Source organism: Shinella sp. 1A1, from assembly GCF_055379515.1.
In genome coordinates, this window is record NZ_AP039671.1 from 2,096,917 (window position 1) to 2,118,416 (window position 21,500).

At 62.2% G+C, this 21,500-nt stretch carries 20 protein-coding genes; 14 read left to right on the forward strand and 6 right to left on the reverse strand.

Going from position 1 to position 21,500, the window contains the following annotated elements; genetic code table 11:
- The first annotated feature begins 184 nt into the window (after positions 1-184).
- Positions 185-3,667, forward strand: coding sequence for a carbamoyl-phosphate synthase large subunit (gene carB, locus ACZ48C_RS10390; protein ID WP_464781055.1), 3,483 nt, complete (start codon positions 185-187; stop codon positions 3,665-3,667).
- A gap of 54 nt (positions 3,668-3,721) precedes the next feature.
- Here the strand turns inward: carB and ACZ48C_RS10395 are convergent, their stop codons facing one another.
- The 3 genes from ACZ48C_RS10395 to ACZ48C_RS10405 form a co-directional block, all read right to left on the reverse strand.
- Positions 3,722-4,687, reverse strand: a complete 966-nt coding sequence (locus ACZ48C_RS10395; RefSeq protein WP_464781056.1) for an SDR family oxidoreductase — start codon at positions 4,685-4,687, stop codon at positions 3,722-3,724.
- Between the two features lie 10 nt (positions 4,688-4,697).
- Positions 4,698-5,024 carry a hypothetical protein gene (locus tag ACZ48C_RS10400; RefSeq protein WP_464782804.1) on the reverse strand — a complete coding sequence of 109 codons (327 nt, stop codon included), beginning with the start codon at positions 5,022-5,024 and terminating at the stop codon, positions 4,698-4,700.
- Between the two features lie 427 nt (positions 5,025-5,451).
- Complete coding sequence (locus tag ACZ48C_RS10405) at positions 5,452-5,715, reverse strand: hypothetical protein (protein ID WP_318909565.1); 264 nt, start codon at positions 5,713-5,715, stop codon at positions 5,452-5,454.
- 227 nt (positions 5,716-5,942) lie between these two features.
- Here ACZ48C_RS10405 and greA point away from each other — a divergent pair, with 227 nt between their 5' ends.
- From greA to pseF, 5 genes are all read left to right on the forward strand, one after another.
- Positions 5,943-6,419: a transcription elongation factor GreA gene (greA, locus tag ACZ48C_RS10410; protein WP_424548825.1), complete on the forward strand. Its 477-nt coding sequence runs from the start codon at positions 5,943-5,945 to the stop codon at positions 6,417-6,419.
- A gap of 34 nt (positions 6,420-6,453) precedes the next feature.
- Positions 6,454-7,557 carry a glycosyltransferase family protein gene (locus tag ACZ48C_RS10415; protein WP_424548826.1) on the forward strand — a complete coding sequence of 368 codons (1,104 nt, stop codon included), beginning with the start codon at positions 6,454-6,456 and terminating at the stop codon, positions 7,555-7,557.
- A 112-nt stretch (positions 7,558-7,669) separates the two neighbouring features.
- Entirely contained in the window at positions 7,670-8,668 is a 999-nt protein-coding gene (gene pseB / locus ACZ48C_RS10420; RefSeq protein WP_464781057.1) for a UDP-N-acetylglucosamine 4,6-dehydratase (inverting), read from the forward strand.
- The gene (gene pseC, locus ACZ48C_RS10425) at positions 8,668-9,831 is read left to right on the forward strand and encodes a UDP-4-amino-4,6-dideoxy-N-acetyl-beta-L-altrosamine transaminase (protein ID WP_464781058.1); all 1,164 of its coding nucleotides are present in this window, start codon (positions 8,668-8,670) and stop codon (positions 9,829-9,831) included. The genes pseB and pseC overlap by 1 nt, the downstream gene beginning before the upstream one ends.
- On the forward strand, positions 9,828-10,523 hold the full coding sequence (pseF, locus tag ACZ48C_RS10430) for a pseudaminic acid cytidylyltransferase (RefSeq protein ID WP_464781059.1): 696 nt from the start codon (positions 9,828-9,830) through the stop codon (positions 10,521-10,523). Before pseC ends, pseF begins: the two co-directional genes overlap by 4 nt.
- An 11-nt stretch (positions 10,524-10,534) precedes the next feature.
- On the opposite strand, the gene ACZ48C_RS10435 is transcribed toward pseF, so the two are convergent.
- Complete coding sequence (locus ACZ48C_RS10435) at positions 10,535-11,155, reverse strand: formyltransferase family protein (protein ID WP_464781060.1); 621 nt, start codon at positions 11,153-11,155, stop codon at positions 10,535-10,537.
- An 80-nt stretch (positions 11,156-11,235) separates the two neighbouring features.
- Between ACZ48C_RS10435 and ACZ48C_RS10440 the strand changes: the two genes are divergently transcribed.
- Together ACZ48C_RS10440 and pseI are read left to right on the forward strand one after the other, a co-directional pair.
- Complete coding sequence (locus tag ACZ48C_RS10440) at positions 11,236-11,817, forward strand: YdcF family protein (RefSeq protein ID WP_464781061.1); 582 nt, start codon at positions 11,236-11,238, stop codon at positions 11,815-11,817.
- A 49-nt stretch (positions 11,818-11,866) separates the two neighbouring features.
- Positions 11,867-12,925 (forward strand): pseudaminic acid synthase, encoded by a 1,059-nt coding sequence (gene pseI / locus ACZ48C_RS10445; protein ID WP_464781062.1) that lies wholly within the window; start codon positions 11,867-11,869, stop codon positions 12,923-12,925.
- A gap of 20 nt (positions 12,926-12,945) precedes the next feature.
- Here pseI and ACZ48C_RS10450 read toward each other — a convergent pair whose 3' ends face one another.
- Positions 12,946-13,413 carry an Lrp/AsnC family transcriptional regulator gene (locus tag ACZ48C_RS10450; RefSeq protein WP_119257046.1) on the reverse strand — a complete coding sequence of 156 codons (468 nt, stop codon included), beginning with the start codon at positions 13,411-13,413 and terminating at the stop codon, positions 12,946-12,948.
- A 248-nt stretch (positions 13,414-13,661) separates the two neighbouring features.
- Between ACZ48C_RS10450 and trxB the strand changes: the two genes are divergently transcribed.
- From trxB to ACZ48C_RS10475, 5 genes are all read left to right on the forward strand, one after another.
- The gene (gene trxB / locus ACZ48C_RS10455; RefSeq protein ID WP_464781063.1) at positions 13,662-14,651 is read left to right on the forward strand and encodes a thioredoxin-disulfide reductase; all 990 of its coding nucleotides are present in this window, start codon (positions 13,662-13,664) and stop codon (positions 14,649-14,651) included.
- A gap of 114 nt (positions 14,652-14,765) precedes the next feature.
- A complete protein-coding gene (locus ACZ48C_RS10460; protein WP_119257044.1) occupies positions 14,766-15,662 on the forward strand; it encodes a LysR family transcriptional regulator VtlR in 897 nt (298 codons plus the stop codon).
- A gap of 503 nt (positions 15,663-16,165) precedes the next feature.
- A complete protein-coding gene (locus ACZ48C_RS10465) occupies positions 16,166-16,471 on the forward strand; it encodes an ArsR/SmtB family transcription factor (protein ID WP_464781064.1) in 306 nt (101 codons plus the stop codon).
- 68 nt (positions 16,472-16,539) lie between these two features.
- Positions 16,540-17,661, forward strand: coding sequence for an alkene reductase (locus tag ACZ48C_RS10470; protein ID WP_464781065.1), 1,122 nt, complete (start codon positions 16,540-16,542; stop codon positions 17,659-17,661).
- A gap of 120 nt (positions 17,662-17,781) precedes the next feature.
- Positions 17,782-18,876, forward strand: a complete 1,095-nt coding sequence (locus tag ACZ48C_RS10475; protein WP_119257041.1) for a calcium:cation antiporter — start codon at positions 17,782-17,784, stop codon at positions 18,874-18,876.
- Between the two features lie 66 nt (positions 18,877-18,942).
- Here the strand turns inward: ACZ48C_RS10475 and ACZ48C_RS10480 are convergent, their stop codons facing one another.
- Complete coding sequence (locus tag ACZ48C_RS10480) at positions 18,943-20,145, reverse strand: pyridoxal phosphate-dependent aminotransferase (protein ID WP_119257040.1); 1,203 nt, start codon at positions 20,143-20,145, stop codon at positions 18,943-18,945.
- A 323-nt stretch (positions 20,146-20,468) separates the two neighbouring features.
- Here ACZ48C_RS10480 and ACZ48C_RS10485 point away from each other — a divergent pair, with 323 nt between their 5' ends.
- Positions 20,469-21,377, forward strand: a complete 909-nt coding sequence (locus tag ACZ48C_RS10485; RefSeq protein WP_464781066.1) for an EAL domain-containing protein — start codon at positions 20,469-20,471, stop codon at positions 21,375-21,377.
- Positions 21,378-21,500 lie beyond the last annotated feature (123 nt).

The following is a 21,500-nucleotide window of genomic DNA, read 5'->3' on the forward strand; positions in this document are numbered from 1 at the left end:
CCCCGGATCGGCAGCGCAAAGTCCCCGCACTTTTCCTGTCGATTCGGCGATTTTCGGGGTTCCGCTCGCCCCTTCCTTTGCCTATAAGCCGCTTCTAGCCTTTGAACGACCATAGATGCGCGCCCGGCCGGTGAACCCATCACCATGGCCGGTTTTTCGCGCACGCGGAAGAACGGATAGAGAGATGCCCAAGCGCCAAGATTTGAAATCGATCCTCATCATCGGCGCGGGGCCGATCGTCATCGGTCAGGCCTGCGAATTCGACTATTCCGGCACCCAGGCCTGCAAGGCGCTGAAGGAGGAAGGCTACCGCGTCATCCTCGTCAACTCCAACCCGGCGACGATCATGACCGATCCGGGCCTCGCCGACGCGACTTACGTCGAGCCGATCACCCCGGAAGTCGTGGCGAAAATCATCGCCAAGGAGCGCCCGGACGCGCTGCTGCCGACCATGGGCGGCCAGACCGCGCTCAACACCGCGCTCTCTCTCAAGCGCATGGGCGTTCTCGACCGCTATAATGTCGAGATGATCGGCGCCAAGCCGGAAGCCATCGACAAGGCCGAGGACCGCGCGCTCTTCCGCGAGGCCATGGCCAAGATCGGCCTCGAAACGCCGAAGTCGATGCTGGCCAACGCCACCGAGATCAAGGACAAGGACCGCAAGCTCCACGAGGCCGAGCGCGCCAAGCTGAAGGCCGAGCTTTCGGGCGACGCGCTCGACAAGGCGCTGGACGAGCTGGAGAACCAGTGGAACCTCGGCGAGACCGACCGCAAGCAGCGCTACATGAGCCACGCCATGGCCATCGGCGCGCAGGCGCTCGACGTCATCGGCCTACCCGCCATCATCCGCCCGTCCTTCACGCTGGGCGGCACCGGCGGCGGCATCGCCTACAACCGCTCGGAATTCTTCGAGATCGTCAATTCCGGCCTCGACGCCTCCCCGACCACGGAAGTGCTCATCGAGGAATCCGTCCTCGGCTGGAAGGAATACGAGATGGAAGTCGTCCGCGACAAGGCGGACAACTGCATCATCATCTGCTCCATCGAGAACATCGACCCGATGGGCGTGCATACGGGCGACTCGATCACCGTCGCCCCGGCCTTGACCCTGACGGACAAGGAATACCAGATCATGCGCAACGCCTCGATCGCGGTGCTGCGCGAGATCGGCGTCGAGACCGGCGGCTCCAACGTGCAGTTCGCCGTCAACCCGGAAAACGGCCGCCTCGTCGTCATCGAGATGAACCCGCGTGTCTCGCGCTCCTCCGCGTTGGCATCGAAGGCCACCGGCTTCCCCATCGCCAAGATCGCCGCCAAGCTCGCCATCGGCTACACGCTCGACGAGCTGGAGAACGACATCACCGGCGGCGCGACCCCGGCCTCCTTCGAGCCGTCCATCGACTATGTCGTGACGAAGATCCCGCGCTTCGCCTTCGAGAAGTTCCCCGGCGCCGAGCCGACGCTGACCACCGCCATGAAGTCGGTCGGCGAGGTCATGGCCATCGGCCGCACCTTCGCCGAATCGCTCCAGAAGGCCCTGCGCGGCCTCGAAACGGGCCTCACCGGCCTCGACGAGATCGAGATTCCCGGCCTTGGCGACGGCAACGACAACAATGCCATCCGCGCCGCCATCTCCACCCCGACGCCGGACCGCCTGCGCATGGTCGCCCAGGCGCTGCGCATGGGCCTGACGCCGGAGGAAGTCCACGAAGGCTCGAAGATCGACCCGTGGTTCCTCGAACAGTTCAAGGCCATCGTCGACATGGAGGCCCGCATCCGCGAGCACGGCTTGCCGCAGGATGCCGAGAACCTGCGCATGCTGAAGGCCATGGGCTTCTCCGACGCGCGCCTCGCCACCCTCTCCGGCAAGCGCCCGAAGGAAGTGGCGGAACTGCGCAACGGCCTGAACGTGCGCCCGGTCTTCAAGCGCATCGACACCTGCGCCGCCGAATTCGCCTCGCCCACCGCCTATATGTACTCGACCTACGAGACGCCCTTTGCCGGCGCGACGCGCTCGGAAGCCGGCATTTCGGATCGCAAGAAGGTCGTCATCCTCGGCGGCGGCCCGAACCGCATCGGTCAGGGCATCGAGTTCGATTATTGCTGCTGCCATGCCGCCTTCGCTCTGAAGGACGCCGGCTATGAAGCCATCATGGTCAACTGCAACCCGGAAACCGTCTCGACCGACTACGACACGTCGGACCGCCTCTATTTCGAGCCGCTGACGGCAGAAGACGTCATCGAGATCCTGAAGGCCGAGCAGACCAACGGCGAAGTCGTCGGCGTCATCGTGCAGTTCGGCGGCCAGACCCCGCTGAAGCTCGCCGAAGCGCTGGAGAAGAACGGCATCCCGATCCTCGGCACCGCGCCCGACATGATCGACCTTGCGGAAGACCGCGACCGCTTCCAGAAGCTCCTCCAGAAGCTCGACCTCGCCCAGCCGAACAACGGCATTGCCTATTCCGTCGAACAGGCCCGCCTCGTCGCGGCCGAGATCGGCTTCCCGCTGGTCGTGCGCCCGTCCTACGTGCTCGGCGGCCGCGCCATGCAGATCATCCATTCGGAAGGCCAGCTCCAGACCTATCTGCTCGATACGGTGCCGGAACTCGTTCCCGAGGACATCAAGCAGCGCTACCCGAACGACAAGACCGGCCAGATCAACACCCTGCTCGGCAAGAACCCGCTGCTCTTCGACAGCTACCTGTCGAACGCGGTCGAGGTCGACGTGGACGCGCTCTGCGACGGCAAGGACGTCTTCGTCTCCGGCATCATGGAGCATATCGAGGAAGCCGGCATTCACTCGGGCGACTCGGCCTGCTCGCTGCCGGTCCACACGCTTTCCAGCGAGATCGTCGACGAACTGGAACGCCAGACCAAGGCCCTCGCCAAGGCGCTGAACGTCGGCGGCCTGATGAACGTGCAATACGCCATCAAGGACGGCACGATCTACGTGCTGGAAGTCAACCCGCGCGCCTCGCGCACGGTGCCCTTCGTCGCCAAGACCATCGGCGCGCCGATCGCCAAGATCGCCGCCCGCGTCATGGCCGGCGAAGGCCTCGATGCGGCGATTGCCGCCTATGGCGAGAAGCCGGACCCGCGCAACCTCAAGCATATCGCCGTCAAGGAAGCCGTGTTCCCCTTCGCCCGCTTCCCGGGCGTCGATACGCTGCTCGGCCCGGAAATGCGCTCGACCGGCGAGGTCATCGGCCTCGACACCGACTTCGCACTGGCCTTCGCCAAGTCGCAGCTCGGCGCCGGCGTCGACCTGCCGCGCGAAGGCACGGTCTTCGTTTCCGTGCGTGACGAGGACAAGGAGCGGGTGCTGACGGCCGTGCGCCTCCTCACCGATATCGGCTTCAAGGTCATGGCCACCTCCGGCACGGCCCGCTTCCTCGCCGAAAAGGGCATCGAGGCGATCAAGGTCAACAAGGTGCAGGAAGGCCGCCCGCATGTGGAGGACGCCATCCGCAACCGCCAGGTCAGCCTCGTCATCAACACGACGGACAGCAGCAAGGCGATCTCGGACTCGAAGTCGCTGCGCCGCGCCGCCCTGATGCAGAAGGTGCCCTACTACACGACCATGGCCGGCGCCGAAGCCGCCGCCCAGGCGATCAAGGCCCTCAAGCAGGGCCAGCTCGAAGTACGTCCGCTTCAGGCCTATTTCTGAGGCCGATCTCCTGAGGAACGGAAAGCCGGGCAATCTGCCCGGCTTTTTTCGTTTTCAATAGCCGCCGATGATCGGGAGCACTTCTCCCGTGATGTAGCTGGAGCATTGCGGCGAGGCGAGGAAGACATAGGCGGGTGCCAGCTCCTCCGGCTGGGCGGGCCGCTTCATCGGCGTCTGTGCGCCGAATTTCGCCACGTCCTCGGCCGCCTTGTCGGAGGGATTCAGCGGCGTCCAGACCGGCCCCGGCGCCACGGCATTGACGCGGATGCCGCGCGGCACGAGCTGGCCGGCGAGCGAGCGCGTGAAGGCATGGATACCGCCCTTGGTCATCGAATAGTCGAGGAGGTCCTTCGAACCCTCCAGCCCCGTGACCGAGCCGGTATTGACGATCGCCGACCCCGTCTTCATGTGCGGCACCGCAGCCTGCGCCATGAAGAAATAACCGTAGAGATTGGTCTTCAGCGTCTCGTCGAAATGCTCTTCCGAAAGGTCGGCGATATCCTTCGTATGCACCTGGAAGGCGGCATTGTTCACGAGGATATCGAGCCGCCCGAGGTCCCGCACCACGCATTTCACCGTCTGCACGCAGAACGCCTTGTCCTTGACGTCGCCGGCAAAGGCGATGCAGCGCCGGCCTTCCGCCTCCACGGCCGCGATCGTCTCCCGCGCATCCTTTCCTTCCGCAAGATGCACGATGGCGACATCCGCGCCCTCGCGCGCAAAGAGCACGGCGACCGCCCGGCCGATGCCGGAATCCCCGCCGGTGATGAGCGCCACCTTGTCCTTGAGCTTTTCCGAACCCTTGTAGAAGGGAGCGTCGTACATCGGCGGCGGAGCGAGCGTGGCCTCCCTGCCGGGCTTCAGTTGGTGCTGCTCGGGAAAGGGCGGCGCGGGATAGGGCCGCGCACCGGCCTGCATGGCGCCCGGCTTTTCGCTCCTGCCCTTGCGGTCGGCCTTGGCCACCTCTTCCTGGATGTCGCGCTGCTTTTCTGCCGTGCGGGCAGACTGGCTCGGACTCATCGCTCTCTCCTCAAAGTTCGGTGGGTCGGATATTGTCGACACGGACCTTCCCGGCCACGACCCCGCGCGGCCCTTCGACCGGATAGGCAGGGTCCGTCTCGTCGATGACCGTGTAGAGCTTCTCGCTGCGGAAGGCGCTGGACGAGGTCGTGGAATTGCCGTCGCCCGGCAACGCGTCGATCTCCAGATAATCGAGCTCCGTCTCGGCCGCGACGACCCGCGCATCGCCGCTGGAGCGGGCGCGCACCACCACCTCGCCCTGGTTCGGCGCGAGGTCCCAGTTCTGGTCGCCTGCCGCCGCTATGGGAACGAGGCGGAAGAGCTTCAGTTGCTCCATATCGGAATAGTCGACAGCCGGCGCGCCGGTATCCCGCCGCGGCGCGGTCTCGTCGAAGTCCGCCGACCAGTCACGGGCCGGCTCCGCCATGCCGGGCGGCGTGCGATGCGCCGTGGCGTCGTCGCTGCCGGTGATGACCCGCGGCTTGGCACTGGAAACGCCGTCATTGCTCGCGCCGGCCCGCGAGATCACGAACTGCGGCGCCGCATCCGCATGGACGGCCCTCTCCACCCCGCTCTCCGCCGGCGCGGCGCTTTCCGCACCGGGGGGCGTGCGCGGTTCGGCGTGCATTGCCTCGACATCCGGGTGACTTACGCCCGCCGCCTCCCGCCGTCCTTCGTCATGCATCGCCTGGTTGCCGGATGCCTCGCCGGCAAGCTGCTTGAAATAGCCGGAAATCTTCTCGATCACACCCATCGTCCGTTCCTCATGATCTGGTTTCGAGGCGCGCCATCGCGGCCTTCAGGATCGCGCGGATTTCATCGTCGGCGATCTGCTGGGCGGCGAAGGCGGCATCCGGCTCGATGCCGGGATCCTCCTCGTGGTCGCGAACCGTTTCGCTGTCGCGGGCCATGGCGACGAGCGCGTCGCGCGCCTCGGGCATGGCGGCGATAACCGAGATGAGTTCGACCAACAGGCGCCGGTGCGCATTGATCCTGCCTTCCAGATGAACCGTCCCGTCGATTGCCATGCACGCCTCCCGCGATAGAGCGCTAACGGCAGCACCGGGCGATTGTTCCGGCCGCTGTGGGCAGCGCGGAAGCGGCGGCGAAAAAACTGGCTTTCGCGGGGCGCAATCTGCTATAAGGGCCGTTCAAACGCTTCCGACGGTTCCGGGGATTCTTCTCCGGAGACCGTTTTCTTTTGCGTCCGCATGGCTGGGAAGCCGGGCGGCGCGGTCTGAAGGACGGGAATAAAATGGTTGAAAAGGTACCGATGACTCAGGACGGTTTCGTCAAGCTGCAGGAAGAGCTGCGCTGGCGTCAGCAGGAAGAGCGTCCGCGAATCATCGAGGCGATCGCCGAAGCCCGCGCCCATGGCGACCTGTCGGAAAACGCCGAGTACCACGCCGCCAAGGAAGCCCAGAGCCACAACGAAGGCCGCATCACGGAGCTGGAAGACTTCGTCGCACGCGCCGAGGTCATCGACCTTTCCAAGATGTCCGGCTCCAAGATCAAGTTCGGCGCCAGGGTCAAGCTCGTCGACGAGGACACCGAGGAAGAAAAGATCTACCAGATCGTCGGCGACCAGGAAGCCGACGTGAAGCAGGGCCGCATCTCGATCTCCTCCCCCATCGCCCGCGCCCTCATCGGCAAGGAAGTCGGCGACTCGATCGAAGTCAACGCCCCCGGCGGCTCCAAGGCCTACGAAATCCTCGCCGTCAGCTGGGGTTGAAACGCTTTTAGTCGACGAGGCGGAGACATTCCGAATGGCGCGCAAGCCCGTGCTGCTTACCTATATCAATGGAATGCCCGATTTTGAAAGTTTGTATCCAGTTCTTGCCGTGCTCGCCGCGCGCGGCAAGATCGATGTACAGACCATCATTTATAGCAAGCTCTTGCGCAAGGAACCCCGGCTGGAAGCGACCTTTCGCCAGTACGGGCATCATCCCGTGGCTGCGTCCAAGCTGCGCATGAAGTTCCTCTTTGGCGAACCGATGCGCAATGCCGACGCAGTATTGGGAATCGCCGACCCCTTCTGGGACACGACGACGCGCAAGCTTCGCAGCAAGCATGTCGTGCGCGTAAACAAGCCCTCGATCTTTCTTCAGCACGGCGCGTATCAGCGTGGCATCAATGCGCGCTGGACAGCAGAGCCCATGCGCTACTACTCCGACCTGCTCCTGTTCTGGGAGACCTTGGGAGAGAACCGGCAACTGTTCGAGGACGCAACCGCCGAACGTGTCGTTCCTGTCGGCTTCACGAAACAGCACATCCTTCCGCAGAAAGCCTTTTCCACCGAACTTACGGAATGGATGAGGCGTTTCGACAAGCGTCTTCTGGTGTGCCAGTCATTCCGTTGGGGTTTAGGCCGCTTCAACAAGGATCATATCGATCATTTCTACGACATGATCGACACTCTTCTAAGCCGCCATCCTGATCTCGGAATCATCATTCGTTCGCACCGCGGAAAAGTACGCCGAAATCACCGCTCGCACGATCAGAAGCTACGAAAAAAGCACGCCAACATCCTGTTTTCTCATCAGTATCAAGGCGCGATGAAAGGCTTCACCATCCATGATGCACTGGATGTGGTCGACGGCATGATATCGCCGGTTTCCACCACCGTGCTGGATTGCCTGTATCGAGGAAAACCTGCGGCAGTCTTCGCCGAGGAGACACCGCTCTTCAGCCACCTTCCTCAGATCGCCGGCATCGAGGATGCGGAAGCCTTCATTGCAGCGCTCGATCGCACATCGGATATCCCCGACAACGCGATTCTGACACAGTTCGGCAAACTCGATGCGAATTTGGTGAACGCCGCGGAGGCCATCGAGCATTTCATGCTGGCCGAGTTGCCTGTTGCCCGCTGAATGGACTTCGTTCTCCGGCCTTGGGCAAAACAGGTTCTTGACCTTGCGGTCATGAAACCTCAATAGAAAACCCATCGAACAATGCCCGCAGGGCCAAGACAGGTGCGTAATCATGCTTGAAGGCAAATCCATTCTCGTAACGGGTGGCACGGGTTCCTTCGGAAACGCCTTCGTCCCGATGACCCTCGCCAAGTACAATCCTAAGCGTATCGTCATCTACTCCCGCGATGAGATGAAGCAGTGGGACATGGCCAAGAAGTTCCAGAACGATCCGCGCGTGCGCTTCTTCATCGGCGACGTGCGGGACAAGGAGCGGCTGTACCGGGCGCTGGACGGCATCGAGTTCGTCGTTCACGCAGCTGCCACCAAGATCGTGCCGACCGCCGAGTACAACCCGTTCGAATGCGTCAAGACGAACATCAACGGCGCGATGAACCTGATCGACGCCTGCATCGACCGGAAGATCCGCCGCGTGGTCGCCCTTTCCACCGACAAGGCGTCGAGCCCGGTCAATCTCTACGGCGCCACCAAGCTTGCATCCGACAAGCTCTTCGTCGCCGGTAATTCCTATGCCGGCGGCCATGACACGCGCTTCGCGGTCGTGCGCTACGGCAATGTCATGGGGTCGCGCGGCTCGGTGATCCCGTTCTTCCTGTCGATCCGCGACAAGGGCGAACTGCCGATCACCGACGATCGCATGACCCGCTTCATGATCAGCCTGGAGCAGGGCGTCGAACTGGTGTGGCACGCCTTCGACGACATGGCCGGCGGCGAAATCTACGTCAAGAAGATCCCGTCGATGAAGGTCTCGGATCTTGCCCGCGCAGTCGCGCCCGAAGCCAGCCACAAGATTGTCGGCATCCGTCCCGGTGAAAAGCTGCACGAGCAGATGATCAGCGAGGAAGACGCCTACTACACCTACGAATATCCCGAGCACTTCAAGATCCTGCCGGCAATCCACAACTGGCACACGACCGGCGAGCGCATCAAGGACGGCGTGCGCGTTCCCGAAGGCTTCAGCTACACCTCCGACAACAACAGGGAATGGATGAGCATCGAGGCCCTTCAGGCGTGGATCCGCGACAACCAGGCCAAGATCGGGGCGATCTGATGATACCCTACGGCCGCCAGGACATATCGCAGGCCGACATAGACGCGGTCATCGAAACCCTCCAGTCGGATTTCCTCACGCAGGGCCCGGCGGTCGAACGGTTCGAGACGGCACTGACGGACTATTGCGGCGCCGCCTTCGGCGTGGCCGTCAATTCCGCCACCTCCGCCCTGCATATCGCCTGTCTTGCCTTGGAGCTCGGCCCCGGCGATCTGCTCTGGACCTCGCCGATCACCTTCGTGGCTTCGGCCAACTGCGCGCTCTATTGCGGCGCGGATGTCGATTTCGTCGATATCGACCCCGCGACCTTCAACATGTGCCCGCGCGCGCTCGAGACGAAGCTTGAAGCCGCGCAGGCGGCCGGCCGTCTTCCCAAGGTCATCGTGCCGGTGCACATGACCGGCCAGTCCTGCGACATGGCCGGCATCGCGGCCCTCGCCCGCAAATACGGCGTTCGGGTCATCGAGGATGCGTCCCACGCGATCGGCGGGCATTATCTCGGCGCGCCGATCGGCAATTGCGCCCATTCCGACATCACCGTCTTCAGCTTCCATCCCGTCAAGATCGTCACCACCGCGGAAGGCGGCGCCGCGATGACGAATGACGGGAAGCTTGCCGAACGCCTGCGGCTCTTCCGATCGCACGGCATCACGCGCGACCCGCGGCTGATGACCCACGCCCCCGACGGTCCCTGGTACTACCAGCAGGTCGAGCTCGGCTACAATTACCGGATCACCGACCTCCAGGCCGCCCTCGGCGTCAGCCAGATGGCCCGGGTGGACGACTATGTCACCCGTCGCCATGCCATTGCCGACCGCTACGACGCTTTGCTGGCGGGCCTGCCGGTCCTTACCCCGCTGCGCCATCCCGACGGCCGCTCCGCCCTCCACCTCTATGTGATCCGCCTTGCACCCGAAGCCCTGGAGCGTCCGGGGCACCGCGCCGTTTTCGAAGGCCTGCGCGCGCGCGGCGTCGGCGTCAACCTGCATTACATTCCGGTTCACACCCAGCCCTACTACAGCAAGTTCGGCTTTGCACCGGGCGATTTCCCCGCCTCCGAAGCCTACTATGCCTCGGCAATCAGCCTCCCGATGTTCCCGACGCTTTCGGAAGACGATCAGCGGCGCGTCGTCGACGCCCTGAAGGACACGCTTGCGGCATGAAGATCGCGATCATCCCGGCGCGAGGCGGCTCGAAGCGCATCCCGCGCAAGAACATAAAGCCTTTCGCAGGTATTCCGATGATTGCCCGGTCAATCCGCACGGCGCAGGAAAGCGGGTGTTTCGACAGGATCGTCGTTTCGACGGACGACGAGGAAATTGCGGGAGTGGCGCGGGCCGAAGGGGCAGAGGTTCCCTTCCTGCGACCGGCCGAATTGAGCGACGACTACACCCCGACTGTCCCAGTCGTCGCGCACGCCTTGAAATTCCTGCTGAACGATACCCCCCGGATCGAAGACGCCTGCTGCATTTATGCAACCGCTCCATTCATGCGCTCGCAGGACTTAATCGAGGCATGTGGCTTGGCGGTTCGAAGCGGCGCTGACTATGTCTTTGCAGCCACCGATTTTCCGTTCCCCATACAACGCGCTATTCGCCTTGGCCAGAATGGGGAAGTTAGCATGTTTCAACCAGAGCATATGACAACGCGATCACAAGACTTAGAACAAGCATATCACGATGCCGGACAGTTCTATTGGGGAAGAAAAGAGGCTTGGCTGACAGGAAAGCCGATTTTCAGTTCGAATTCGCGCGTACATCTAATGCCACGGTTTCGCGTCCAAGATATCGATACGCCGGAAGATTGGGAGCAAGCGGAACTGATGCTTTCCCTTATAGAGAAGAGAAAAGCTTAAAGGATAATAAGCTACTTCATCCGGGGAATTTTTCTCAGCCTATCGATCTCCAATTTTATATTACTATGCCAGCCTAAAAATTCTCTCGGAAGATCAGAGGAACGATGATAGCTTCCCTTCCCTTCCTGAGGAAGCGGAATAAAATCTTTCTTAATTATACTGTCTATATGCGATATGAATAAATCTTCAATCTCACCTATCAGCTTTCCATAAGTAGAAAAGAAAGTCTCCTCCTCAGAGGAAAAAACAATCTTCCGTTGATAAAGTATAGGTCCCGTATCCAACCCCTCATCGATCAAATGGATCGTCACCCCATTGGGAGTTTCATCGAAAAAGGACCAGAAATTTGGATGAGCCCCGCGATTCCAGGGAAGATAAGAAATGTGCAAATTGACTATAGGAGCACCTACGCTGGCGATGATGCCTTTTGAAATGATATGCTGATATCCAAAGCTCACAATCAAATCATAGGAACCTATAGAAGTCAGCTTCTCCTTGGAATGCCATACTTCGCATCCAACGCTGGATAGCGCCGCGATAAGCTTCGTCTCTGCCTCGGAATAACCGAGAAAAAGAACCTTCGCACGCGGCTTCGCCACTGATTGAACGAGCCTCACCTGACTATTTGACACTGCCGTTCCTGATTCGTTAACTGAAGGCCACAAAGATAGAGATCCCCATCGCTTTAAGCGCAAGTCGCGGAAAAGGCAAAATGAGCTTAGATGCAGCAATCGTTCTGGCGAATCTCATGGACGCCGAGGGCAATCTGAACGCAGAATCAGCCGCACGGGCCGCGTGCGCCGCTAAAATCTACACCACAGGACAGGCCCCTCTTATCGTAACCTGTGGATGGGCATACCGGGACGATAGCACTCTTTGCATTGCCGATGCGTTCGCCTCCCATCTAGAGTCGCATCATGGCGTCCCCAAGAACGACATACTTATTGAAAGATCTTCACGGGACACCGTAGGAGATGCCGTATTCACGAAGATCAATTTCGCAATCCCTCACCAGTGGAAAAATCTACTCATCATAACAAGTGATTACCACGTCGCGAGGACTCAACAAATATTCAGATTTATCTATGGAAATGACTACTCTATTCAGGTCGTAGGCTCTGAAAGCAACGCAAAATCGACAGCGATTGAAGCTGAAAATCTCTCACTTATCGCCTTTAAAAAAACCTTTGACGGAGTAACCAGCGGTGATACCGGAGAAATTATTGATCGTCTCTCACTGAGCCATCCATTTTACAACGGACAGGTTTACGAGAAAATCCCTGTTCAACTATGAATTAGGGCGATTCAAGAAAATAACGCTGAACAACTGGACCAGCTTCAATATGTCGAAGAACATAGTCATCGAAGGTCGGAAAATCGGGCAGGATTTCTCCCCGTACATCATTGCCGAGCTTTCGGCGAACCATAACGGCAAACTGGAAACCGCCCTTGGCATTATAGCGCAGGCCAAGAAAGCGGGAGCTGATGCCGTAAAGCTTCAAACCTACAGACCGGATACGATTACTCTCAACTGTGATGATGAAGATTTTCAAATCCGCGGTGGGCTTTGGGACGGGAAAACTCTCTATAAGCTATATGAAGAAGCACATACGCCGTGGGAATGGCACAAGCCGCTCTTCGAGCGCGCGCGCGCCCTCGGGATCACCATCTTCTCGTCTCCCTTCGACAACACGGCCATCGATCTTCTCGAAGACCTCGGCGCGCCGGCCTACAAGATCGCGTCCTTCGAGGCGGTGGACCTGCCGCTTATTCGTTACGCGGCATCGACGGGCAAGCCGCTGATCATCTCGACCGGCATGGCCGACGCGGAGGAGATCGGCGAGGCGCTGCAGGCCGCCCGTGACGGCGGTGCGAAGGAGATTGCCGTCCTGCACTGCGTGAGCGGCTATCCCGCTCCGGCCGAAGACTACAACCTGCGCACGATCACCGACATGATCGACCGCTACGGCGCCGTCACCGGCCTGTCTGACCATACGCTCGACAATGTCACTGCCATTGCCGCCATCGCCATGGGTGCCTCCATCGTCGAGAAGCACTTCACCCTGGATCGCTCGGGCGGCGGCCCGGACGACAGCTTCTCGCTGGAGCCGGCGGAAATGGCCGCTCTCGTGCATGGCTGCAAGACGGCATGGAGCGCACTCGGCGCCGTGAACTATGCCCGCAAGTCGAGCGAACAGGGCAACGTCAAGTTCCGGCGCTCGCTCTACTTCGTCAAGGACATCGCCGCCGGCGAGACGATCACGGAAGACGCCGTCCGCAGCGTTCGTCCGGGCTTCGGCCTGGCGCCGAAGCACCTTGACCGCGTCCTCGGCCGGAAGGCCGCGCGAGCGATCGGCAGGAACACCGCCGTCACCTGGGAAAGCGTCGGGCTGGCTGAGTAGGCCGAAGGCCTTTCAGCCCCTCAAAGCTCCACCAGCCCCACCTTCTTGACCTGCCGGATCGTCAGCATCGTCCGCACCGTGTCTACCTGCTGATTGGCGGTGAGCTCCTCTATGACGAAGTCCTGGAAGCGGGTGAGGTTTTCGGCGACGCAGTGGAGGAGGAAGTCGCTGTCGCCGGAGACCATCCAGGCCTGGCGAACCATCGGCCATTCGCCGGTCGCGGCGGCAAACGCCTTGAGGTTGGCTTCCGACTGGTGCTTGAGGCCGACCATGCAGAAGGCGACGAGGTCGTAGCCGAGGGCGGGAGCGTTCAACATCGCCGTGTAGCCCTCGATGATGCCCGCCTCCTCCAGCTTGCGCACGCGGCGAAGGCAGGGCGGGGCGGAAATGCCGGCCCGGGCGGCCAGCTCCACATTGGTCATCCGGCCATCGGCCTGCAGTTCCTTCAGGATGCGGATGTCGATGGCGTCGAGTTCGGCACGAAACATGGGAGCTTTTGAAACCTTTCGGAATGGCGACCGGAAGTAACCCGAATCGTCGCATCGGCGCAACATTGTTACCCCAAGCGGCACAAATATGTCACGGGGCTTTGCTTGTCTGTTGGCAAACCGCCGCGCGCTCTTGAAACTCGGTCGACTCCCCTCATAAATGAGGATCGAACACAGACACGCTGGCCCTGCCATGCGCGAGACCGCGCGCAGGGCCGATTGGGGCGATGGCCCCGGAAGGAACGACCATGTCCGCCCGCCCTGCTTCCGCCCGTCACGTCAAGGTGCTGATCATCGGCTCCGGCCCCGCCGGCTACACCGCCGCCATCTACACCGCCCGCGCCATGCTGGAGCCGGTGCTGATCGCCGGCATGGAACAGGGTGGCCAGCTCATGATCACCACGGATGTGGAAAACTATCCGGGCTATGCCGATCCGGTGCAGGGTCCCTGGATGATGGAGCAGATGCTCAAGCAGGCGGAACATGTCGGCGCCGAGATCGTCAACGACCTCGTCACCAATGTCGACCTCGACGTGCGTCCCTTCCGCATCTCCACCGACAGCGGAACCGAATGGACCGCCGACGCGCTCATCATCGCCACCGGCGCCAAGGCCAAGTGGCTCGACATCGACACCGAGCACAAGTTCATGGGCTTCGGCGTTTCGGCCTGCGCCACCTGCGACGGCTTCTTCTACCGCGGCAAGGACGTCATCGTGGTCGGCGGCGGCAATTCGGCCGTGGAGGAAGCGCTCTACCTCGCCAATCTCGCGAAAACCGTGACGGTCGTGCACCGCCGCGATTCGTTCCGCTCGGAAAAGATCCTGCAGGAGCGCCTGTTCGCCAAGGAGAACGTCAAGGTCGTCTGGGACCACGAGGTCGTCGAATATCTCGGCGCAGAGCCCAAGCCGCCGATGCCGGCCTCCGTCAACGGCGTGAAGCTGCGCAACGTGAAGACCGGCGAGACGCGCGACGTGGAAACGGACGGCGTCTTCGTCGCCATCGGCCATGCGCCGGCAGTGGAACTCTTCAAGGGCAAGCTGCGCCAGAAGCCGAACGGCTACCTCTGGACCGCGCCCGATTCCACCGCGACGGACGTGCCGGGCGTTTTTGCCGCAGGCGACGTCACGGACGACATCTATCGCCAGGCGGTCACGGCCGCCGGCATGGGCTGCATGGCGGCCCTCGAAACCGAAAAATACCTTGCAGGTCATATGCCTGTCGCAATTGCGGCCGAGTAGAAGCCGCCAACAAAGGGCGGCGGATTCGCATCCGACCGCCCGCGTGGGAACAGTAGTATCAGCGACCGGGCGGGAGGCATGCGCTCCCCGCCGCACAGACATATGGGGGATAGAATGCCGCTCGATTGGGACAAGCTGCGGATTTTTCACGCCGCGGCCGAGGCCGGCTCGTTCACGCACGCCGCAGACAAGCTGCACCTTTCTCAATCGGCCATCAGCCGCCAGGTGAGCGCGCTGGAGCAGGATGTCGGCATCAAGCTCTTCCACCGCCATGCCCGCGGCCTGATCCTCACCGAGCAGGGCGAGATCCTCTATCGCGCCGCCCATGACGTGCTGATGAAGCTCGAAAGCGTGCGCGTGCAGCTCACGGAAAACACCGAGAAGCCGAGCGGCAAGCTGCGCATCACCACCACCGTCGGCCTCGGCCAGGGCTGGCTGACGGACAAGGTGCAGGAATTCCTCGCGCTTTACCCGGACATGCAGGTGCAGCTCATCCTCGACAACGAGGAGCTGGACGTGAACATGCGCCATGCCGACTGCGCCATCCGCCTGCGCGAGCCGCAGCAGTCGGATCTCATCCAGCGCCGGCTGTTCACGGTGCACATGCACCTCTACGCCGCCCCCTCCTACATCAACCGCTACGGCGAGCCGCAGTCGATCGACGATCTCGACAATCACAAGATCATCACCTTCGGCGAGCCCGCGCCGAGCTACCTGCTCGACGTCAACTGGCTGGAGATCGCCGGGCGCGATTCCGACAATCCCCGCCCCTCCGTGCTGCAGATCAACAGCCAGACCTCGATCAAGCGCGCCTGCCTGCTCGGCATCGGCATCGCCATGCTGCCGGACTATATCGTCGGGCGCGATCCGGGGCTGATCCAGCTGCCGGTGAGCGCCGACATTCCCTCGTTCGATACCTATTTCTGCTATCCGAGCGAGATGAAGAACGCGGCGAAGCTCAAGGTTTTCCGCGATTTCATCGTCGCCAAGGCGCGCAACTGGAACTTCTGAGGACGGCTTTCGGCAAGGCCTGCGCCCCGCGCATGGCTGGCATGCACATTAACGGATTGATGCATGCCCAAAAAACCAGCATATGGCGCGCAGCTGATGCATTTCGGTGGCTTTTTCCTCCCAGTGCCACCGCACCAGCTGTTCCCCTCTGGAGGTTTTATTACCTTCAAAACTATAAAGGGCCCAAGTTGATCTTGCGGCCCTCTTTTTTTGCCTTCCGTTCGCCGGAAAGGAATTTCCACCCTTCCCGGAAAACTTGGCACGCGCTTCTCTTGAAGAATGCCGGCCCCTCCCCCATATCTAGAACAGCCGGCGCATCCGCGGTCTTTCTCCTCCCAGTACCGCGCGCTGGCTGTTCCCCTCTGGAGGTTCTTTAACCTTCAAACTTGCAGGGCCCAAGCTTCGCTTGTGGCCCTCTTTTTTTGCCGATGCCTCTTGTATCGCCGAATGGCGAACCCGATATCGATATAAGACGATACAACCATCGCCGGATCACGATAGAGATGACCACGCCCGACACCGACGAAATCCTCAAGGCCCTCGCCCATCCCAAGCGGATGGAGATCCTCGCCTGGCTGAAGGAGCCGCAGCAGCATTTCGCCGGCCAGGAGCATCCGCTGGAGTTCGGCGTCTGCGCCGGCCAGATCGAAAAGCGCTGCGATCTTTCACAGTCCACCGTTTCCGCCCATCTCGCCACCCTCCAGCGCGCCGGCCTCGTGACGACGCGCAGGGTCGGCCAGTGGGTGTTCTTCAAACGCGACGAAGAAAAGATCGCGGCCTTTCTCCACCACATCAACGGCGCCCTTTGAGCAGTCCGGCTTCCGCCGGCCCTTGCCGCAGACGACGTCACCTCTCCCAGCAGAAGAAGGATCCTTCCATGACCTCGCTCTTCGACCCCATCAAGATCGGCGATATCCAGCTCGCCAACCGCATCGTCATGGCGCCGCTGACGCGCAACCGTTCGCCGGGCGCCGTGCCGAACACGCTGAACGCGACCTATTACGAGCAGCGCGCCTCCGCCGGCCTCATCATCACCGAGGGCACGCCCATCACCCAGCAGGGCCAGGGCTATGCCGACGTGCCGGGCCTCTATACGCCGGAGGCGCTCGCCGGCTGGCGGCAGGTGACGGACGCCGTGCACAGGGCCGGCGGCAAGATCGTCGTGCAGATGTGGCATGTCGGCCGCATCTCGCATGAGAGCCTCCAGCCGAACGGCGGCAAGCCGGTGGCCCCCTCCGCCGTCATCGCCAGGTCCAAGACCTATCTCATCAATGCCGACGGCAGCGGCGCCTTCGCCGAGACCTCCGAGCCCCGCGCCCTCGACCGCGCCGAGCTTGCCGGCATCGTGGAGGATTACCGCCGCACGGCCCGCGCCGCGATCGACGCCGGCTTCGACGGTATCGAGATCCATGCCGCCAACGGCTATCTCATCGACCAGTTCCTGCGCTCCGGCAGCAACAAGCGCACGGACGACTACGGCGGCTCGATCGAGAACCGCGCCCGCTTCCTCTTCGAGGTCGTCGACGTCATCGTCGCCGAGATCGGCGCCGGCCGCACCGCCATCCGCATCTCGCCGGTGACGCCCGCCAACGACGCCTTCGACCCGGAACCGCAGCCGCTCTTCACCCATGTCGTCGAGGGCCTTGCGAAGCACGGCCTCGCCTATATCCACATTATCGAAGGCGCGACCGGCGGCCCGCGCGATCACCAGCAGGGCGACAGGCCCTTCGACTACGAAGCCCTGCGCGCGGCCTACAAGGCGGCCGGCGGAAAGGCAGCCTGGATGGCCAACAACGGCTACAACCGGGAACTAGCCATCGACGCCGTGGAGGAAGGCCGGGCCGACCTCGTCGCCTTCGGCAAGCTCTTCATCGCCAACCCGGACCTCGTGGATCGGCTGAAGAACGACACGGTGCTGAACCCGCCGGACAAGGACACGTTCTACGGCGGCGGCGCCAGGGGCTATACGGACTACCCGGCCCTCGAAAACGTCGCCTGATCAAGGCGTCGTCCAAAAGAACCATGCAGAAACGCCCGCGGTTTTCTCCCCGCGGGCGTTTCCTTTTTGCGGGTCTCGGCTACATCTACGCAAGGTGCAACCACAGGGAGCCGCCTGCCCATGCTGTCCAGCCTGCTGAAGGAACGCTTCCTGTTCGTCGGCCTTGCCGCCGCCATCCTCGCCTATGCGAGCGAACACAGCCTGCTGGAGATGGGCCGCCTGCCGGTGCTGGCGGCCGCCTTCGCCCTCGTCGTCGCGATCGTCCTCGTTTCCACCCGCATCGCCCACCACGCGGAAATCCTCGCCTCCAAGGTCGGCGATCCCTACGGCACGATGATCCTCACCCTGTCGGCCGTGCTGGTGGAGGTGGTGATCCTCGCCATCATGATGCAGGGCGAGACCTCGCCGACGCTGGTGCGCGACACGATCTATGCCGCGGTGATGCTGGACATCAACGGCATCCTCGGCCTCGCCGCCCTCCTCGGCGGCATCCGCCACGGCGAGCAGCCCTATAACGACGATTCGGGAAAGACCTACGGCGTGATGATTCTGACCGCCATGGGCATCTCCATGGTCGTGCCGGAATTCGTGCCGCGCGAAAGCTGGCACCTCTATTCCGCCTTCACCATCGGCGCGATGATCGCGCTCTATGCGCTCTTCCTGCGCATGCAGGTCGGCGCACATTCCTATTTCTTCAGCTATGCCTATCCGCGCGCCGAGCGGAAGGAGGCCCACAAGAGCACGGAGCCGGAGGAAGACGAGCCGGCCGGCCTCTCCATCGCCGTCATCGTCATCGGCGTGGTGCTGATCGGCGCGCTCGCGGAAGTGATGTCGGTGCTGCTCGGCGCCGGGCTCAAGGGCTCCGGCGCGCCGCCGGCGCTGATGGCCGTGGTCGTCGCCGCAATTTCAGCCGCGCCGGAAATCCTGACGGCGCTGCGCGCCGCGCTCGCCAACCGCATGCAATCGGTCGTCAACATCGCCATGGGCGCCTCGCTCTCGACGGTCATCCTCACGGTGCCCGTCATGGAGGCCATCGCGCTCTATACCGGCCAGCCCTTCATCATGGCCATGTCGCCGACGCAGACCGTCATGGCGACGATCACGCTGATCGCCGCCGCCATCAACCTCAACGACGGCGAGACGAACGCCATCGAGGGGATGACGCATTTCATCCTCTTCGCCACCTTCGTCATGCTGACCTTGATCGGTCTTTGAGCGGCGCACCGCGCAACAAAAAACCCGCCGTCTCCGGCGGGTTTCTCGTTCGCGAAGTGAAATGCCTTACTTGCAGGCCGCGCAGAAGCGCTGGATGCGCTTGCAGGCTTCTTCCAGCTGGGCTTCCGAGGTCGCATAGGAGATGCGGAAGTTCGGGCCGAGGCCGAAGGCCGAGCCGTGCACGACGGCGACGCCTTCCGCTTCCAGCAGTTCCGAAACGAAGTCCTCGTCCGTCTCGATGACCTTGCCTGACGGCGCGGTCTTGCCGATCAGGCCCTTGCAGGACGGATAGACGTAGAAGGCACCTTCCGGCGACGGGCACTCGATGCCGGTCGCCTGGTTGAGCATGGACACGACGAGATCGCGGCGACCCTCGAAGATCTTCTTGTTCTCGGGAATGAAATCCTGCGTGCCGTTCAGCGCCTCGACGGCGGCCCACTGGGCGATCGAGCAGGCGCCGGACGTCTGCTGGCCCTGGATCATGTCCATGGCCTTGATGAGGGCGAGCGGGCCGGCCGCATAGCCGATACGCCAGCCGGTCATCGCATAGGCCTTGGAGACGCCGTTCATGGTCAGCGTGCGGTCGTAGAGGCCGGGCTCGACCTCGACCGGGGTCGCGAACTTGAAGTCGCCATAGGTCAGGTGCTCGTACATGTCGTCGGTCAGCACCCAGACATGCGGATGGCGCATCAGAACGTCCGTCAGCGCCTTCAGCTCGTCATGGCTGTAGGCCGCGCCCGAGGGGTTGGACGGCGAGTTGAAGATGAACCACTTGGTCTTCGGCGTGATAGCCTTTTCAAGGTCTTCCGCCTTCAGCTTGAACTTGTTTTCCTGCGTCGTGGCGACGAAGACCGGCGTGCCGCCGCACAGCGAGACCATTTCCGGGTAGGAGACCCAGTAAGGTGTCGGGATAACGACTTCATCGCCCGGATTCATCGTCGCCATGAAGGCGTTGAAAAGAATCTGCTTTCCGCCCGTGCCGACGATGGTCTGCGCGGCGGTGTAGTCGAGGTTGTTCTCGCGCTTGAACTTCTTGACGATGGCTTCGCGCAGTTCCGGAATGCCGGCAACCGGCGTGTACTTCGTCTCGCCGCGGTTGATCGCCTCGATGGCGGCCTGCTTGATGTTGTCCGGCGTGTCGAAGTCCGGCTCGCCCGCGCCGAGCCCGATAACATCGCGGCCCTTCGCTTTCAGCTCGCGCGCTTTCTGGGAAACGGCGATGGTGGCGGAAGGCTTCACACGGGAAAGAGCGTCGGCAAGAAAGGCCATGATGGAGATGTCCTCATCGGGTTCAAAGACGGCTTGAGGCCATGGACCCGGAGCGCGGGCTCCATAGCGGTTAGGTCTATGTCGAATGTGGGCCGGTCTTGCAAGCGCGAAGGGCGAAAAAAGCGGGAAATGCGGGCGGCACCGCAAAATTTCATGGGCGCCATCAGCGATGCGAATGGATCGCCGCGCCGTCATGCAATCGTCACACCTGAAAGTTGAGGCTTCGGGAAACACCGGAAATTTTTACGCGAAAGATTAATCCGGCATTAACGGCTCGGCCCTATTATTTCATCATCACATCGTTCCAGCGGATGGTGCGCTGCATGAGCGAAAGAAGCATCTTCTCCAATCTCGTCCGCCAGCCGGACGGCGCCTTCAGCGCGATCTATGGTCCCTACCTGCTGCAATCCGCCCTCCAGCCGATCTTCTGCGAGCATCAGGACGGGCACCTGCAGATCGCCGCCTTCAAGGGCCTGATCCGCGCCAGTATCAAGGGCGAGCCCATCGCCCCGACGGATTTCTTCCGAACGGTGCCGGAAGAGGAGTGCGCGGCGGTGGATGGCCTCTGCCGCAGCCTGCACATCCTCAATACGGGCGCACTCGGCCGGCAGGGTGTCGCGCTCCTGGTCAATTTCCAGACCGGATTCTACGGCACGTCCCAGGCGATGCGCCAGGAGGTCGAGCGGCTGCGGCTCTCGGCCCATCAGGCCGGCATGGCGCCGGAGGCCATCGCCTGCGAAATCCACGAGAACCCGCTGGACGATCCCGACGGGCTGGCGGAATTCGCCGCACGCCTGCATGAAAGCGGTTTTTCCATCGCCATCGACGATTATGCCGGCGAGGATCGCGACCTTGACCGCCTGGAGCACCTGCGCCCGCAATTCGTGACCTTCGACACGGCATGGCTGCACGGCTTTGCGGAAAACTCCGCGGGCCTCGCGCTGCTGCGCATCGTCGTCGGCCAGCTCGGCCAGAACGGCATCCGCGCCATCGTCGCCGGCATAGAGGAGCCCGACATGATCGCGCTCTGCCGCGAGATGGGCGGGCCGCTGATGCAGGGCTATCTGCTGGCCCGGCCGGAGATCGCCCCGACGAGCTTTAACGCGACCTTTCCCGAGACGGGGGAAGCGCCTTCGCGGATGCCTGCGCAAGCCCCTTCGGCAGGCACCCACGCCCCGGCGGAAACCCGCCTTCAACGCTCCCAGCGCCAGTTCGGCAGGAGGGGTGTCTAGAACGGTGCGAAGCGGCCGTCTATTCGGCGGAACATGCTGAAAATCCGCCTTTCTTACCATGCCATCTTTTCGCCGCAATAAATGCCGTGCCTTGCCGCAATTCGGTCCTTGTCGCGCCGATTT